Source organism: Siminovitchia terrae (genome assembly GCF_003605405.2).
In the GTDB taxonomy this organism is placed as follows: Bacteria; Bacillota; Bacilli; order Bacillales; family Bacillaceae_C; genus Siminovitchia; species Siminovitchia terrae.
The window spans coordinates 340,055-355,742 of record NZ_QYTW02000002.1; the positions used below are offsets into that span (position 1 = coordinate 340,055).

Here is a 15,688-nt window from a genome sequence, read left to right on the forward strand (position 1 = left end):
TACAGATATTTAGACTTATATTGATTTGTAAGTCGTTTCTTAGTCGATGAGACTACATGTTGTTATACTAAAAGAAATATTTAGTGCCTAAAACAACTAAAAAGAGATTGGAAGCCATATGAATCCAATATTTACAAGGAATTGAAGAGATATTAAACCAAAAGAAAAAGACTGAATCTATGTTGGATCCAGCCTGAATTATGATTAATTTGGGATTTAAAAAACCGATTGGGGAAGAGTGGGTGCTTTAGCGGTCATGACCAAAAACTATTCCCTTAATTTTCTGCTTTATAGGCATCCAGGAATAGTTGTCCAAGATGACCCTTTCCTTTGAAACCTAAATCACGTAGGCCATTATCGATCACCGTTAATACAGATAGAACTTTTTCAATGAAGGCATTTTCCCCCATATGACCAATTCGCAAGATGACATCTTCATATTGCGCCAAAGAAGTGGCGATGTATAGATTGTATGTTTCTTGGATGTGTTGTTGTAATCGTAATGCGCCTATTTCTTCTGGAATGATGATGGCAGTGACCGTATTGGAGCATCCTGATTCTAAGAATAAGGATAGTCCATATTCTTGTATGGATTTTCGCACGGCGTTCGCAATTTTCGCATGTCGCTTATAAACCGCCAATTGTCCTTCTTTTAAAATATTGTCCAAGGCAATGTCTAAAGCTTCAATATGGCCAGCGGGCATCGTATAAGGCAAGGTTCCTTTTTCAATATATCCATTGAAAATTTGGAGGTTTGCATAATATGAAGCAATTGGTGTTTTTCGATCATTCATCGCTTTTTTGGCGTCCTCACTAATAGAAACGATAGCTAAGCCAGTAGGTGCTGAGATCGCCTTTTGAGTACCTCCACAGCAAATATCGATTTGATTTTGGTCGACATCGATGGGTTCAGCAACCATACCAGCTACTGAATCCACCACTGTCAGAATACCATATTCCTTTAGTAAGGGAGAGAGTTGGCTAACATCATTTAAGATGGACGTTGGTGTATCACAATGTACTAATGTTGCATATTTGAAGTCATGATCTTTTTCTAAATAATCTCGTAATTCTTCAACAGGTATGTCTTTATGATAATCAAAACTTAAGACAACAGGTTCTCCTCCGTACATTCTGACAAAATCTTGAAAACCTTCACCGTATATACCGTTATCAAGTACAAGGACACGGTCGCCAGGTTCAGTTAAGCTCGCACAGGCAGCTTCCAAAGCTAGAATCCCTTCTCCAGCAAGCAGCAATACCTCATTTGTAGTACCCATGACCTGGGCCATCTTTTGACATACCTCATGGTAATAGTCGATGAATTCTTTATCAAAATCAGGATTATTTGTTTTTTTAGCTAACGCCAAGCGGACATTCTCACGTACGTCCGTTGGTCCTGGTGCATAGCTTGGTTTAAATCTCATATAAATCGTTCCTTTTCAATCATGTATTTTATGGGATAACCTTAGCAAATAATTGATATGTTTAAAAGTATCAACTTATCTTAAAATCTAGGGGTCAGTTTAAATAAAATACCATCTATAGATCCTTTACAATTAGAAATTTTTCGGGGCGAGATTATATAAAATAAGATTGCAAATGAGGAGAATAATCAATTACAAAAGGTTAGAATTGCCATCTATACCCGGAACACATCAATTGAACAACCAAAAGGACTAAGCTCTATCGTGCCATCCAAGTATTAAAAGAAAAATATGAAAGAATGGGATTTAAAGTCCAAGGTATATACTCTGAAGTTGGATGTTATGGATTAGAAAGGAGATTTGAACGGAGTATTACATCGGAATGGACCTCGTTTCCAATTACCGAAACTTAATATAAATAAACTTCTTTTAAACTCGTTACGGTGAACCGTACCACAAGTGATGGTAAATAGAAATATTGAGATGAATATAGAGATAACTAAGCTTAAAAAGCTAATTGAAATTAGGAATAAATGATAAATCAAATGCGTTGTAAGAGGATTTTTTCCTCTTACAACGCATTTTTACATTGAAATTGAATGTTTGTAGAATTAAGCAGGTATTTTGAAAAAAATAACGAATGAGATATAAAAGGAGAAATATATCAAAAATTAGTTAGATAAGTAAAGTAGGGATAAATATAATTATGAGTAGTCCAAATAAAGCTGCAAATGCAGGGGTGCATGGATCATCAGGATTTGAGTTTCAAAAGCATTGTGCATTATATATATTGTTTGATAAATATAAAGATATAAAAGACAGGAAGTACTTTATTTGCTTGGAACATCATGACGACTTTTTATTCTGTTATCAAACAAATGATGAATTAGTTTCTTCTATTGATGCTTATCAAGCAAAAAAGTCTTCTGGGGAATGGAAACAAGGAACAGAAATATATGAAATATTGAAAAAGATGGCAGAGGTCGGAATAACTTTAAAGAATGATAATATACAGAAGTTAGATAGTTACACACACAATTTAGAGTTTGTTACAAATAATTCAATCAGCTTAAATAATAATAAAAGAGGAAAAGGGAAAAGAAAAAGTACTATTATCAATGAAACAACTAGTAGATTAAGATTGATGGACTTAAATGAAGAAATAGGTAGCATAATCAAATCTGAAGTACAGAAATTATTAGGTCAAAATTCAGAAGCTTTAAAGGAACTGGACAATGTATCAATGGCATATATTGATTTACCAAAAAAGTATAAGCAACAAAAAGACTATTTAGTAGGACATTTTAATAGAATATTTGGTAAAACGGTTAGCGATCATAGAGCCGCAGTAGAGACGCTATTACTTCTATTTAGGGATGTTGAAAACACTTTAAATAGAGGGAATGTTGTGAAGATTATGGATGAGTCAAAACGTGTAAGTAGTGAAAAAATAGATAACGCAATAAATATTATTACTACAAAAAATATGGCATTTGATTTGTGGCGGGCAGAAGAAAAAGAGGTGTGTAATAAATTAAGGATCGCTATTTCTGAAAAGAGGAGATTCGAATCAGATTTCATTAACTCTATTGATAGATTTAAAGACAAAGAACAAGTAGAACATCAGAAAATCTTTTCTTTTGTTAAAGATAACAAAAATTCATTAGATGATTTTATAGATGAGTTTGATTGTATTCAATTCCTATATGAGGAATTTTCGAAACATGTGAATTCACAATTACCAACATTAAGTATTAAAGCTGCTATCTATGCAGCTTATATAGAAGTGAGGGCAGAGCTTTGGGAGTAAATCTAGTAATTAATAAGCTTATAGCATATACAGAAAAGGAAAATAAATATTTTTATACGGAATTTGATAAAAATGTTAATATTATTTACGGTAAAAATACATCTGGTAAAAGCACAGTTTTTCAGTTGCTACTTTATACTTTTGGCATTAATGATAATAATGATTATTTAAAAGAAATAATCGATGAAGAAGTAATAGTAAGAGTGGACTGTCAAATAGTTAAAGATAATAAAACAGAACATGTAATATTTGTAAGAGAAGATGAAACTTTGTGTATAAAAAGAGAAGGTTCTCCTCCAATTAAATTCAATGGTATAAATGCCAATAATTCTTACGAACATATAAAATTAAAAAAATATATGCATAAACTGTTTAATTTTTCTTTGATGTTAGAGAATAAGGATGGTTATAACTTAGCACCAATTGAAGCAATGTTTTTACCATATTACATATCACAGTCAGTTGGATGGGTATACCTTCGAAAAGCATTTAGCAGCTTTGAGTTTTACAGGAATTTTAAAAATGACTATTTGGACTACTACCTTGGAATAGAATCGATTATTGATAGAGAAAAAAAACAGAAACTTGAACAACAACTTAAAAATAAAGAAGACGAAATAAAATTTTATATTAATTTGGAAAAAAATAACGAGGAATTTCAAGTTACTAAATTAGTAGATGAAAAATTTACAGAATTAGCCAAAGGCTATCTCACTTCTCATAGCGATAACCAAAAACTATTAATTGAGAAAGAAGAGAAGTTGATTTCTAAATGTAATGAACTTAGTTATTATCAAGAAAGGCAGTCATTACTTCGAAAAATTTCAAGAGATCACAAAAAGCAAGATCCAATAGATGGAGTGTGTCCTACCTGTGATAAAGAGCTAAGTTTCAGCATTGCTAGTTCTTATAAGTATCTTCAAGAAAAGAATGATACAAAAAAAGAAATAGAAAATTGTAAAACTAAGATAAAGAGTATATCATCTGAAATAAATTCTTTAAAAAAGGATATCGATAGGCGCAAAAAACAAAAGTTAGAGGAATATGAAATTTTAAAGAAATACAAAAGGTATAACTTATCCTTTGATAATTGGTTGGAAAACAAAGCAAACATACATTTAATATATAACCTACATCAAAAACTTGGGGAACTAACAACGGAAAAAGAGGGCATTGTAGATGACCTTAAAGGGTATAAAACTGAAGAAGAGGTTGAAAACCTAAGAAAAAGTAAAAGTAGAGAGTTTGAAAAGATTTTTCTGAGCTATCTTGATGAGTTAGGAGTAAAACAATTACAAGAAGATCGTTATAAATCGCTATATAAAATATCAGCTTTTCCTTCTCAGGGTGTTGAACTTCACAAAACAGTACTTGCATATAATTTTGCATTTAACAAAGTAATAGAAAAAACTAATGAAATTCATCGTTTTCCTTTTATGTTAGATGCAATTTTTAAAGAAGATATTGAACAGTCAAACAAAGATGCTATTGTAGAATTTATTAGCAAAAACAAACCTAGAGATACACAAATAATCCTTTCAATTGCAGAGATAAAAGAATTTGAAAACAAGATAAATGAATACAATAAAAATTATTTTAATCAAAATGCAAAACTAATTTGTATAGGAGAAGGAATTAGAGAACGATCTTTTCTTAGTAAATACGATGGTAGTATAGATTATTATTTAGAAGAAACATTTAACATTATTTATTAAAAATGTAATAAGTTATAAGAAAGTTAACTATTTCAAATGAGTAAATAACACACTTACAGCCCAACTTACTGTTTAAAATAAATCGATATATATTTAGATTATTGATATAATTTTGTAAGGCTACTTTCAAGAAATAATACTGTACATTCGAATAAGGGGATGAGAGAGTTGAATATTGAAAACTTATTTATTAATCAAGTTACAGTAGATGATGAATTCAATTATAAGGTTCTTTATAACGACAGCAGAGGGGCAGGCTTCAAAGATGAGTATAAAGCTTTAATAAGAGAAGCTATTTCCAAGAAAGTAATTATTGTGGAAAAATTTATTATTGCAGAAAATATTCAAGATGAATTATACGAAATAAGTGATACAAAAGGCTTTGAACATACTTTAATTGAGTGTTTGAAAAATTACCATAATGAACCTGATTATTTAATTTCTCCATTTATTTACATATTGAAGAAATTAGATCCTAACTATACACTTGGTGTTACAGAGGATAAATTGAAAATCGTATCTAATCTAGTTAAAGCAGAGATACGTCCAAGAATTGATGGGAAGAATGCTGAACCTAGATTGTTTTTCCCTAATGAAAAAGTTGCTATCTCATCAACGAATGATAATGTTGAAAACTTAGGTGATATTTTATCTGTTAAGGATATCATCGTATATATAATTGGTACTAATGACCGTTCTAATACTATTTATGCATATAAAGTTAGTAGAAGTGATAAATTTTTTGAAGTGGCAAGAGATTATTTAGATAGTATAAGACCAGACTTATTCAATAAGGTTAGGAAATTTGAGATTTAATTTCACAACAAAAAAGGGGCTGTCAAATAAAGTGTGTAAGTACACTTTACTCAAGGTATCTTAAAGCCCTATCGTTCAGCTCGTCGTGAAGGAGTAATTGGTTCCTGACCATGGTCCAATTTTGAATACGGGCATTATTCCATTTTGTCCCCATTTCTTTAATGCGCAAATACAATACTTTTAACAGGGCATTTTTAGGGAATGCTCCTTTTTTGGTCACTTTCCTAAAACTTGAATGAATGCTTTCCACGGCGTTAGTCGTATACATGATTTTGCGAATAGCGCTGCCATAGTCAAAGAGCTGCTCGACATGTTCAAAATTTCTCTCCCATACGTCAATGACTCCTGGATAGGCCGTCCATTGTTGTTTAAAGGATGCAAAGGCATTTGACTCGGAGCACTATATACCTTTCTTAATGCCTGTGTAAATACTTTATAATCCTTGCTAGGTACGTATTTGTGGAGTGTGGATCAATGAACGATATTCTTAATTTCGATCATGTCTAAGAGTTTGATAGTCGATATGGTTTTGTAATAACTATAGCCTTCAGCTAAGCCCCTATTTCTTCACAATTAATTTTTCCTTTCTTGAGATTTTTCTATAGTGTAATGAAAAGTTACTTTAAAGAGCCGAAATGATCCCACATTTCAGCTTTGCGATTTATTAAAATCTGTGGCACACTTTATATCAATTTTTATGTTTTTATTATTTTTGATATTTCCTGAAATCCTATCATATCAACGATATTGCACTATATTGTATTGGCAAAGTACTGAGTGGGAGTAAAAGCAAAAGCCTTAGAAATCCTTTTTAGGATTTTAAGGCTTTTCTTGATGGTTTAGAAAACCCCTGGCTATGCCGGGGTTCCAGAGAGCTTATAGCGTGGTAACAAAAAAACCTCACTTCATGGTAGGATAAAGTTGGTTTCCCGACCACTTCATCTCGCCAAGAAGGAGGTATGCCCTTATGAAGGACATGAACAGCTTAGCACATACAACATGGAATTGTAAGTATCACATAGTCTTTGCCCCAAAATACAGAAGGCAGATCATTTATGGAAAATACAAAAAGAGTATTGGACAAATAATAAGAGATTTATGTGAAAGGAAAGGTGTAATCATTCATGAAGCAAATGCCTGTCCGGATCATATTCACATGTTAGTTAGTATCCCACCTAAATTAAGTGTATCTCAATTCATGGGTTACCTAAAAGGGAAAGGCAGCCTGATGATATTTGATCGACATGCAAATTTGAAATATAGATATGGAAATCGGAAATTCTGGTGTCGAGGTTTCTACGTCGATACAGTGGGCAGAAATAAGAAACAAATACAAGAATATATTAGAAATCAGCTAAAAGAAGATTATATGGCCGATCAGTTAACGTTGTTCGAAGAATTTGACCCATTTACGGGGGGAGAAAAATCGGAAGAAATAAAGAAATTCTTTAGAATTGGTGTGGGAATGTGGTACAGAAGGGAAACTCTTTCAGTGGGCCTTTTAGGCCGAGGCCGGTAAGAGAGGCTTTCAGCCGCAGAGCAAACCACCAGTTCAACACTGGTGGTTTTGATTTCTTTTGGAATGATACTATTTTGATACCAGTGTAAAGTTTTTCTGAAATTAATAAATCATTTTTTCAATGAGAAATTTTATTTTCTCAATATTCAATCAAAACATGATGGAACTCTGTTCCTGTTTGGTTCTACCACATTGATGAATTAATTATCCAAACAACAGTTTTTTAGGATGTATTAGTCAATGAAGATCAAATTCTATGTTACTATTAAAAATTCTTTTTAAACTTTGATTATAAATGTTATCAATCGCTTAGAAGTTTTCTATTTTTGAGATACTTGAAAGGACTTGATCAGTTATTAACTTTTAAGAAAAGCTTTTTATAATAAGAAGTTTTACTGCTAGAGTAGTTTTTTATGAATAAATGAACTGTACTACAATAATGGATACTTAATAAAAAGCTGCTTTTTTATTGCCGATGGGTGTACTATTTAGGGGTGGTCCTGAGAAAGAAATCCGTCAACGCTTGATTGATTTGGGGGTAATTGAAGGAGTAATCGCTTTGCCCTCATTGTTACAACCTTATACGGGTATTAAAACGGCACTCTTACTTTGCAACAAAACAAGCCGGAATCACGCAAAGGTAAAATTTTAATGGTAAATGCTGAAGATTTAGGTGAAACGGGTAATAAGCGTGATGTTGTATTGAGTGATGAAAAAATTGAATTGATTAATGATATAATTTCATCAGGGAAGGAAATTAGCCGAAATTAGCCGCTTTATTACTAGCGATGAGATTCAATTAAAACAATTGACGCCAAGTAACTATATTGTTAAAGAAAAAGCACAAATAAGTGACCTTGGTACTGTTACAATGATGTTTTATTGTCTGTTCGTGGAGTGAAGCGCAAGGCTGCGCTATTTACAAGTGATCGTAATAATGTATTGTTATCTCAAAACTTTGCTGGTATTCGTTGTAATGAATTATTAGATCCTGAATTTTTGCTATTATATTTAGAATCACCAGTTGCGCAATTTTATTTCGATACCCATACGACAGGTACAACAATTATGACATTATCAATGAAGAGTTTAAAAGACCTACCTCTTCCACTCCTATCATTAGAAGAACAGAGAAAAGTTGTCGAAACATACAAGACTGAACAAAATAAAATTAACGAAGAATTGAAACGTCTAGAAACACGCCAAAAGGATTTAAAGTTTGAAGTATATAAAGCAATGGGAATTAATAAGGCCTTTACTATTTTGGAATTGCTAAGGATTCCTTAACTATACGGAGGAGATAAAATGATTACAGGTGAAATTAAAAATAAAATTGATGGGATTTGGACAACCCTTTGGACAGAAGGAAATACAAACCCATTAACAAATATCGAACAGCTAACATATTTGTTATTTATTAAAAGCTTAGATGAAAGTGAATTACGCAAAGAAAATGAAGCTGCATTTTTAGGTTTAGAACATAAAGGAATTTTCTCTAGTATCCCAGATGATTTTACAGATATACAAAAAAAGCATTGGCCAAAAATGCGCTGGACTCAATTCAAACAGCTACCAGCGGAAGAAATGCATCAAGTGATGGTAACCACCATATTCCCGTTTATTAAATCATTAGGTGGAAAAGAGGATTCAGCGTTTTCTAAATATATGAAAGATGCTTCTTTCCTTATTAATAAACCAGCTACACTTCAAAAAGTTGTCACTGCACTTGATAGCATCCTAATGGAGGACCGTGATACGAAAGGTGATATTTATGAGTATCTATTGTCTAAATTGCTAACTTCAGGAACAAACGGTCAGTTTCGTACGCCACGCCATATCATTAATATGATGGTTGAGTTGATGAAACCAACTCCTGAAGATATAATTATTGATCCTGCTATGGGATCGGCTGGCTTTTTAGTCTCTGCAAGCGAATATTTACGTAAAAACCATTCAGATTTATTCCTTGTATCAGGATTAAAAGAACACTACCATAACACAATGTTCTATGGAAATGATATGGATACAACAATGCTACGAATAGGCGCAATGAATATGATGCTGCACGGTGTGGATGCACCGAATATCGATTATCGGGATTCATTATCGGAAGATAACAATGATGTAGAAAAATACTCGTTAGTATTAGCAAATCCTCCATTCAAAGGATCACTTGATTATGAATCGGTATCAAATGATTTATTAAAGGTTACAAAAACAAAGAAAACAGAATTGCTTTTTTTATCGCTATTTCTACGTATTTTAAAACCAGGTGGTCGTTCGGCAGTTATTGTTCCTGATGGAGTACTATTCGGTACCTCAAATGCACATAAAGCAATACGTAAAGAAATTATTGATAATAATAAACTTGAAGCGGTTATTTCAATGCCGAGTGGAGTATTTAGACCGTATGCTGGGGTATCGACAGGAATTATGATTTTCACTAAAACAGGTACCGGTGGCACAAATAATGTTTGGTTCTATGAGATGAAAGCCGATGGCTATTCTTTAGATGATAAACGTACTTCAATTGAAGAAAATGATATCGAAGACATTATTACTCGGTTTCATAACTTAGAGGGTGAAAACGAACGAAAGCGTACGGAACAATCTTTCTTTGTACCAGTAGATGAAATTCGTGAGCAAGGTTATGATTTATCAATTAATAGATATAAAGAGTTTGTGTATGAAGAAATAGAATATGCAAGTCCCCAGGAGATCTTGAAAAACATTAATGAATTGGAGAAGAAGATCCAAATGGGATTAAAAAAGTTGGAGGAATTCATAGATGCCAACATATAAATTAAATGATTTAGTTCAGAATGTTATTAATGGTGAGTGGGGTCAGGAAATTTCAAATGCCAATGCAGGAGTCAAGGTTATTCGTACAACCAATTTTTCTAATACTGGGAAGCTTGATCTCAGTAAAGAAGTTGTAAAAAGAGCTATTGATATTAACAAAGTGGAAAAAAAGAAACTATTACCTGGCGATATTATTATAGAAAAATCCGGAGGTAGTCCAGAACAGCCAGTTGGACGTGTTGTATTTTTTGAAGAAGAAGGTCTATATTTATGCAATAATTTCACAAGTATATTAAGACCAAATCGAGAATTAGTTGTACCTAAATACTTTTTGTACCTTATGTTTAATCTATACCGTACAAAGAGAGTTTTAAAATTCCAAAATAAAACCACAGGGATCATAAATTTAAAGCTGGATCAATATTTAAAACAGACAGATGTAAGTATACCTTCGAAAGATGCGCAAATGAGGATTGTGGAAGTTCTTGACCAAGCTTTTGAAATAATCAACATACGTCAAGCCCAAATTAATGCCTTAAATGAATTAACCAAAAATATATTTATAGAAATTGATTCAAAATATGGTGAAGAGTCTAAGAGAAAAATTAAAGATATTGCGAAGATAAATCCGGCTAAAACAATAATTGATAAGGATTCTGATATCGAAGTTTCATTTGTACCAATGAATAATGTTTCAGAAACAGGAGAATTAAGTTTAAAGGAAACAAAAAAATTAAAAGAAGTATATTCGGGATTTACCTATTTCGAAGAGAATGATATTTTATTTGCTAAAATTACACCTTGTATGGAAAATGGGAAAGGCTGTATTGCAAAAAATTTAATAAATAGTATAGGTTTTGGTTCAACTGAATTTCATATTATAAGAATTGAATCGCCGTTAACTATTAAATGGGTTTATCAGTTAACAATGACTAAAACTTTCAGGAAGATCGCGGAGATTAATATGACAGGAAGCGCAGGACAAAAAAGGGTACCCAAAAGCTTTATTGAAAATTACAAAATAAAAATTCCAAATGAATCTGATTTAAAGTATTTTAATTCTGTATTCGATCAAACGGAATCTTTAAAGCTAAAATTAAATCAATTATTAGAAAAAGAAAAAGCACTATATAATTCCCTGCTTCAAAGAGCTTTTAAAGGTGAACTATTACGAAATCAATTTTAATAAATATAACTTTTAAAGGAGATAAACCAATGTCTAATTTTGAGTTTTTATTGGATAAAAAGACATTTAATAGCTTTGCGAGTGCGTGTATAGAAGCAGAGCGAGCGATGCAAGTAAGCCCGGCCACGTGTGCGATTTTATCGCGCCGTGCGCTGGAACTAGCTGTTAAATGGGTTTATCAGTTTGATAATGATGTCAAGATTCCATACCAAGATAATTTATCGAGTTTAATTCACGATCGTCATTTTTTAGCTATTCTTGATGAGGAATTATTTCCGATGTTGAAGTATATTGTGAAGCTAGGAAATGCTGCTGTACATACGAATGTAGCGATTACAAGTGATGAGGCTATTCTATCTCTACATAATTTACATCAGTTTGTTTCTTGGATTGATTATTGTTATGCGGAGGAATATACAGCACCAGATTTTGATGAATCACTTCTTTATACTTCTGAGTACAAACGTGAACATCCTGAGGAACTTCACGATTTATATGAAAAGCTAAGTGCCAAAGATAAATCATTAGAGGATTTACGTAAACAAAATGAAAAACTTCGTCAGCAACTAACAGGTAATCGTCAAGCACAGCAAGAAGATTATAGTTTTCAAGTCGATGAAATATCAGAGTTTGAAACCCGTAAGCGCTATATTGATTTAGATTTAAAATTGGCTGGGTGGGAAATTGGCAAAAATGTAATAGTTGAGTATCCGGTGCACGGAATGCCAAACAGTGCAGGTGAAGGGTTTGTGGATTATGTATTACTTGGAACAAATGGCAAAGTGCTAGCCGTTGTTGAAGCAAAACGTACTTCAAAAGACGCAAAAGTGGGTCGACAACAAGCAAAATTATATGCAGATTGCATTGAGAAAGCGCAAGAAATTCGACCAGTTATTTTTTATACAAATGGCTTCGAAACATATATTTGGCACGACAATTATTCAGCTCGCCGTACATCTGGTTTTTATACGCAAGATGAGTTACAGCTAATTATTGACCGTCGAATGTTAAAGAAACCATTAACCAATATTGAAATTAATGAAGAGATTACAAACCGTTACTATCAAAAAGAAGCAATTTTAACTGTATGTGATGCATTTAGTCATAACCAGCGTAAAGCATTGCTTGTGATGGCCACAGGTAGTGGAAAAACTCGTACAGCGATTTCTTTAGTCGATGTGCTAACAAACCATCATTGGATAAAGAACACTTTGTTTTTAGCGGATCGCAAATCACTTGTGAAACAAGCTTTCCGTAACTTTAACACGCTATTACCAAATCTATCTCTTAGCAATATGTTAGAGAAGAAGTCTAATCCTGAAGAAGCCCGTATGGTGTTCTCAACGTATCCCACAATGATGAATGCAATTGATGAAGTGAAGAATAAAGACGGGAATAGGTTATTTACGATAGGTCATTTTGATCTAATAATCGTAGATGAATCACATCGCTCCATATATCAAAAATATAAAAGCATTTTCGATTACTTTGATGGGATGTTAGTTGGTTTAACTGCAACACCAAAAGATGAATTGGACAAGAATACTTATACAATTTTTGATTTAGAGAATGGTGTGCCGACTTTTGCGTATGAGCTTGCTAAAGCAGTAGAAGATGAATATTTAGTGGATTATCGAACACGCGAATCAACCTTAAAGATTCTAGATGATGGTATTCGTTATGACGATTTATCGAAAGAAGAACAAGAAGAGTTTGACGAGGTTTTCGAAGACGAGCCAAACGTGAAAGATATCGATAGTTCAGCAATTAATAACTTTGTCTTTAATAAAAATACTATTGATCACGTTTTACGAGATTTGATGGAGCACGGAATTAAAGTAGAAGGTGGAGATAAATTAGGCAAAACAATTATCTTTGCGAAAAATCATAAGCACGCACTAGCAATTAAAGAGCGTTTTGACTTAAAATATCCTGATTACGGCAGCAACTTTGCGGAAGTGATCGACTATAGCGTGGAATACTACCAAACATTAATTGATGACTTTTCGGATAAGGATAAAATGCCACAGATTGCGATTTCGGTTGATATGCTAGATACAGGAATAGATGTGCCGGAAGTAGTAAATCTAGTATTCTTTAAAAAAATTCGTTCGAAGACAAAGTTTTGGCAAATGATTGGCCGTGGTACGCGTCTATGTGAAGACTTATTTGGACCCGGAATGGACAAAGAGTATTTCTTGGTATTTGATTATTTGCGAAACTTTGAGTATTTCCGTGCTAATGAAAAAGGTGAAGAAGCGAAAATCACAAAATCTTTAACTGAGAAGCTCTTCAATTCCAAAGTGGATATTGGACGAGAGCTTCAAGATATTCAGTATCAAGTAGAACCATATTTAGGATATCGCAATAAGCTATTAAAAGAAATTCTAATGGATATACGGTCATTGAATGAGGAAAATTTCCGAGTTCGTCAACATTTACAGTATGTTCACAAGTATCAGAATGCAGATAATTGGAAAGCTTTATCCGTTGTTCAAACGAATGAAGTAAAAGAAAATGTATCACCATTAATTATACCAATAGATGATGATGAATTGGCGAAACGTTTCGATCTACTAATGCTTACGATTGAATTGGCAAGTTTACAATCAAATAACGCCACAAAGCCAATACAGCGTGTTATCGATACTGCTGAGGCACTTTCGAAATTAGGTACGATACCACAAGTAATGGCGCAAAAAGAAATTATTGATCTTGTGCGAACCAGTGAGTTTTGGCAAGAGGCATCAATTCTAGAATTGGAGAAAGTGCGCGAAGCATTACGTGATTTGGTTCGCTTTATTGAACGCTCTCGACAAAAAATCTATTATACGGACTTTCAAGACGAAGTGTTGGAAGTAACAGAAAATGCTTCGATATTAAATGTAAACGACCTTCAAAGTTATCGAAAAAAGGTTGAACATTACCTAAAAGAACATCAGCACGAGGATACATTGGCCATTTATAAGCTTCGTAACAATAAACCATTAACAAAAAAAGATATAGAGTACTTAGAGCACATTCTTTGGAATGAATTAGGGTCAAAAGACCAATACGAAAAGGACTTTGGAAATACACCAATAACAAAGCTTGTCCGTAAAACTGTTGGTCTAGACCGTAAGGCAGCAGTTGAAGCATTTTCAGCATTTTTATCTGAAGAAAATCTAAATCTTCAACAAGTAAAGTTTGTTGAGTTAATTATTGATTATGTGGTTAAAAATGGTACTCTTGAGCGCCAAGCATTGCAGCAAGATCCATTTACCACATTAGGTGGTATCACCGTAGTATTTAAAGATCAATTGCCTAAAGCAAAAGGAATTTTAGAGATAATTGATACAATTAACCGAAATGCGGAAGTGATTTCATAATAATTTAAGCTGGGGATATATTTATAACCCAGCTTTTTTCAATTCTAAAATTTATAAGGTCTTAAATTGCAGATTTATCAATCCCTATGCCACAGTTAACGGTATTACTATAATAATCCATTTTATCCTAAAGATTCCTTTTACAGATAATTCTATAGTTTTTTACCTTAAAGGAACTGGTGCTTTTCTTCAGTAACGATTATTCCGCAATCGAGCGCGATTGTGGAATAAAAAATAGCCATTACATTAAAAAAGCTCAGAATCCTGAGCTTTTTTGCTTGTTATTTATCAAAATCAACTAGCGAAATTTTTTTGGCGCAGCCTTTGCAAATGGCACAACTGAAGAAGGAACCGGAACCCTTTCCGGGTGAGTATGCCATTCTCCAAGGTAAAAGCACCTTCCATCTTCTTTGTCCCAAATATGTTAAAATACTCCTAATGTCCTCTGGTCTTCTACTAAAACTGGTTCTAGTTCTTTTATCTGTTTTCATTGGTTCCGAAACATCATCTATTAGACTTAAGCTCAGTTTTACTTAAGTCACAGTTCCAGCATCATTAGGGGGTAGAGTCAAAATGAAAGGTGTTTATGATCAATTTCGGTTGGCGAAATTTGAAAGTATCATTGAAAAAGTGATTAAGTTACAAAAGAAATATGACAATATATGTTTCAATCTACCTAAAGACAAAAAAACTACATTTTTAACAATTTGTTTGAAATATCCCCTAGGATAATTTCACAATTAGATTGATAAGGGGAACCTTACCACAAATAGGTAGCTGCTTTCTTTAAAATATAATCCCCTAAGTGAGATTGGGAAGTTGTTAGTAAGCATGTTATGTAGGGAGCCGCTAGGACTCCTACTTAAAAGGGCATTTAGTGCCCGTTTTGTCTATATCTTTTAATCGGGATCACTAGCGTTACATTAAAAAGTTAAAGTTATTTATCTTATTATTCCGAACGAATTTTTCCATCAAATTTGTCAAAAGGACAAACCTTAATCAAAGGTGATGCTATCCATTTAACATAATATGTAAATTTAGAATC

The 15,688-nt window shown here is 32.9% G+C and carries 9 protein-coding genes and 2 pseudogenes; 9 read left to right on the forward strand and 2 right to left on the reverse strand.

Annotated elements, in window-relative coordinates; all coding sequences use genetic code 11:
* Nucleotides 1-275 precede the first annotated feature (275 nt).
* Nucleotides 276-1,427 carry a pyridoxal-phosphate-dependent aminotransferase family protein gene (locus tag D5F11_RS03975; RefSeq protein ID WP_120114599.1) on the reverse strand — a complete coding sequence of 384 codons (1,152 nt, stop codon included), beginning with the start codon at nt 1,425-1,427 and terminating at the stop codon, nt 276-278.
* A 706-nt stretch (nt 1,428-2,133) separates the two neighbouring features.
* Here D5F11_RS03975 and D5F11_RS03980 point away from each other — a divergent pair.
* From D5F11_RS03980 to D5F11_RS03990, 3 genes are all read left to right on the forward strand, one after another.
* Nucleotides 2,134-3,237 (forward strand): dsDNA nuclease domain-containing protein, encoded by a 1,104-nt coding sequence (locus D5F11_RS03980; protein WP_120114598.1) that lies wholly within the window; start codon nt 2,134-2,136, stop codon nt 3,235-3,237.
* Nucleotides 3,228-4,952 carry a hypothetical protein gene (locus tag D5F11_RS03985; RefSeq protein WP_120114597.1) on the forward strand — a complete coding sequence of 575 codons (1,725 nt, stop codon included), beginning with the start codon at nt 3,228-3,230 and terminating at the stop codon, nt 4,950-4,952. The genes D5F11_RS03980 and D5F11_RS03985 overlap by 10 nt, the downstream gene beginning before the upstream one ends.
* Before the next feature lie 168 nt (nt 4,953-5,120).
* Entirely contained in the window at nt 5,121-5,768 is a 648-nt protein-coding gene (locus tag D5F11_RS03990) for a hypothetical protein (RefSeq protein WP_120114596.1), read from the forward strand.
* 46 nt (nt 5,769-5,814) lie between these two features.
* Here the strand turns inward: D5F11_RS03990 and D5F11_RS03995 are convergent.
* A pseudogene (locus D5F11_RS03995) lies at nt 5,815-6,227 on the reverse strand (transposase); the annotation flags it as partial.
* A 508-nt stretch (nt 6,228-6,735) separates the two neighbouring features.
* On the opposite strand from D5F11_RS03995, the gene tnpA reads away from it, so the two are divergent.
* The 6 genes and pseudogenes from tnpA (at nt 6,736) to D5F11_RS04025 (ending at nt 14,643) form a co-directional block, all read left to right on the forward strand.
* Nucleotides 6,736-7,287, forward strand: coding sequence for an IS200/IS605 family transposase (gene tnpA, locus D5F11_RS04000; protein ID WP_221768443.1), 552 nt, complete (start codon nt 6,736-6,738; stop codon nt 7,285-7,287).
* Nucleotides 7,288-7,753: 466 nt separating this feature from the next.
* A pseudogene (locus tag D5F11_RS28000) lies at nt 7,754-7,939 on the forward strand (N-6 DNA methylase); the annotation flags it as partial.
* Between the two features lie 230 nt (nt 7,940-8,169).
* Nucleotides 8,170-8,574, forward strand: coding sequence for a restriction endonuclease subunit S (locus D5F11_RS04010; RefSeq protein WP_120114594.1), 405 nt, complete (start codon nt 8,170-8,172; stop codon nt 8,572-8,574).
* 18 nt (nt 8,575-8,592) lie between these two features.
* Nucleotides 8,593-10,089 carry a type I restriction-modification system subunit M gene (locus D5F11_RS04015; protein ID WP_120114593.1) on the forward strand — a complete coding sequence of 499 codons (1,497 nt, stop codon included), beginning with the start codon at nt 8,593-8,595 and terminating at the stop codon, nt 10,087-10,089.
* Nucleotides 10,076-11,275, forward strand: coding sequence for a restriction endonuclease subunit S (locus tag D5F11_RS04020; protein WP_120114592.1), 1,200 nt, complete (start codon nt 10,076-10,078; stop codon nt 11,273-11,275). Before D5F11_RS04015 ends, D5F11_RS04020 begins: the two co-directional genes overlap by 14 nt.
* 29 nt (nt 11,276-11,304) lie before the next feature.
* Entirely contained in the window at nt 11,305-14,643 is a 3,339-nt protein-coding gene (locus D5F11_RS04025; RefSeq protein WP_120114591.1) for a DEAD/DEAH box helicase family protein, read from the forward strand.
* Nucleotides 14,644-15,688: the final 1,045 nt, after the last annotated feature.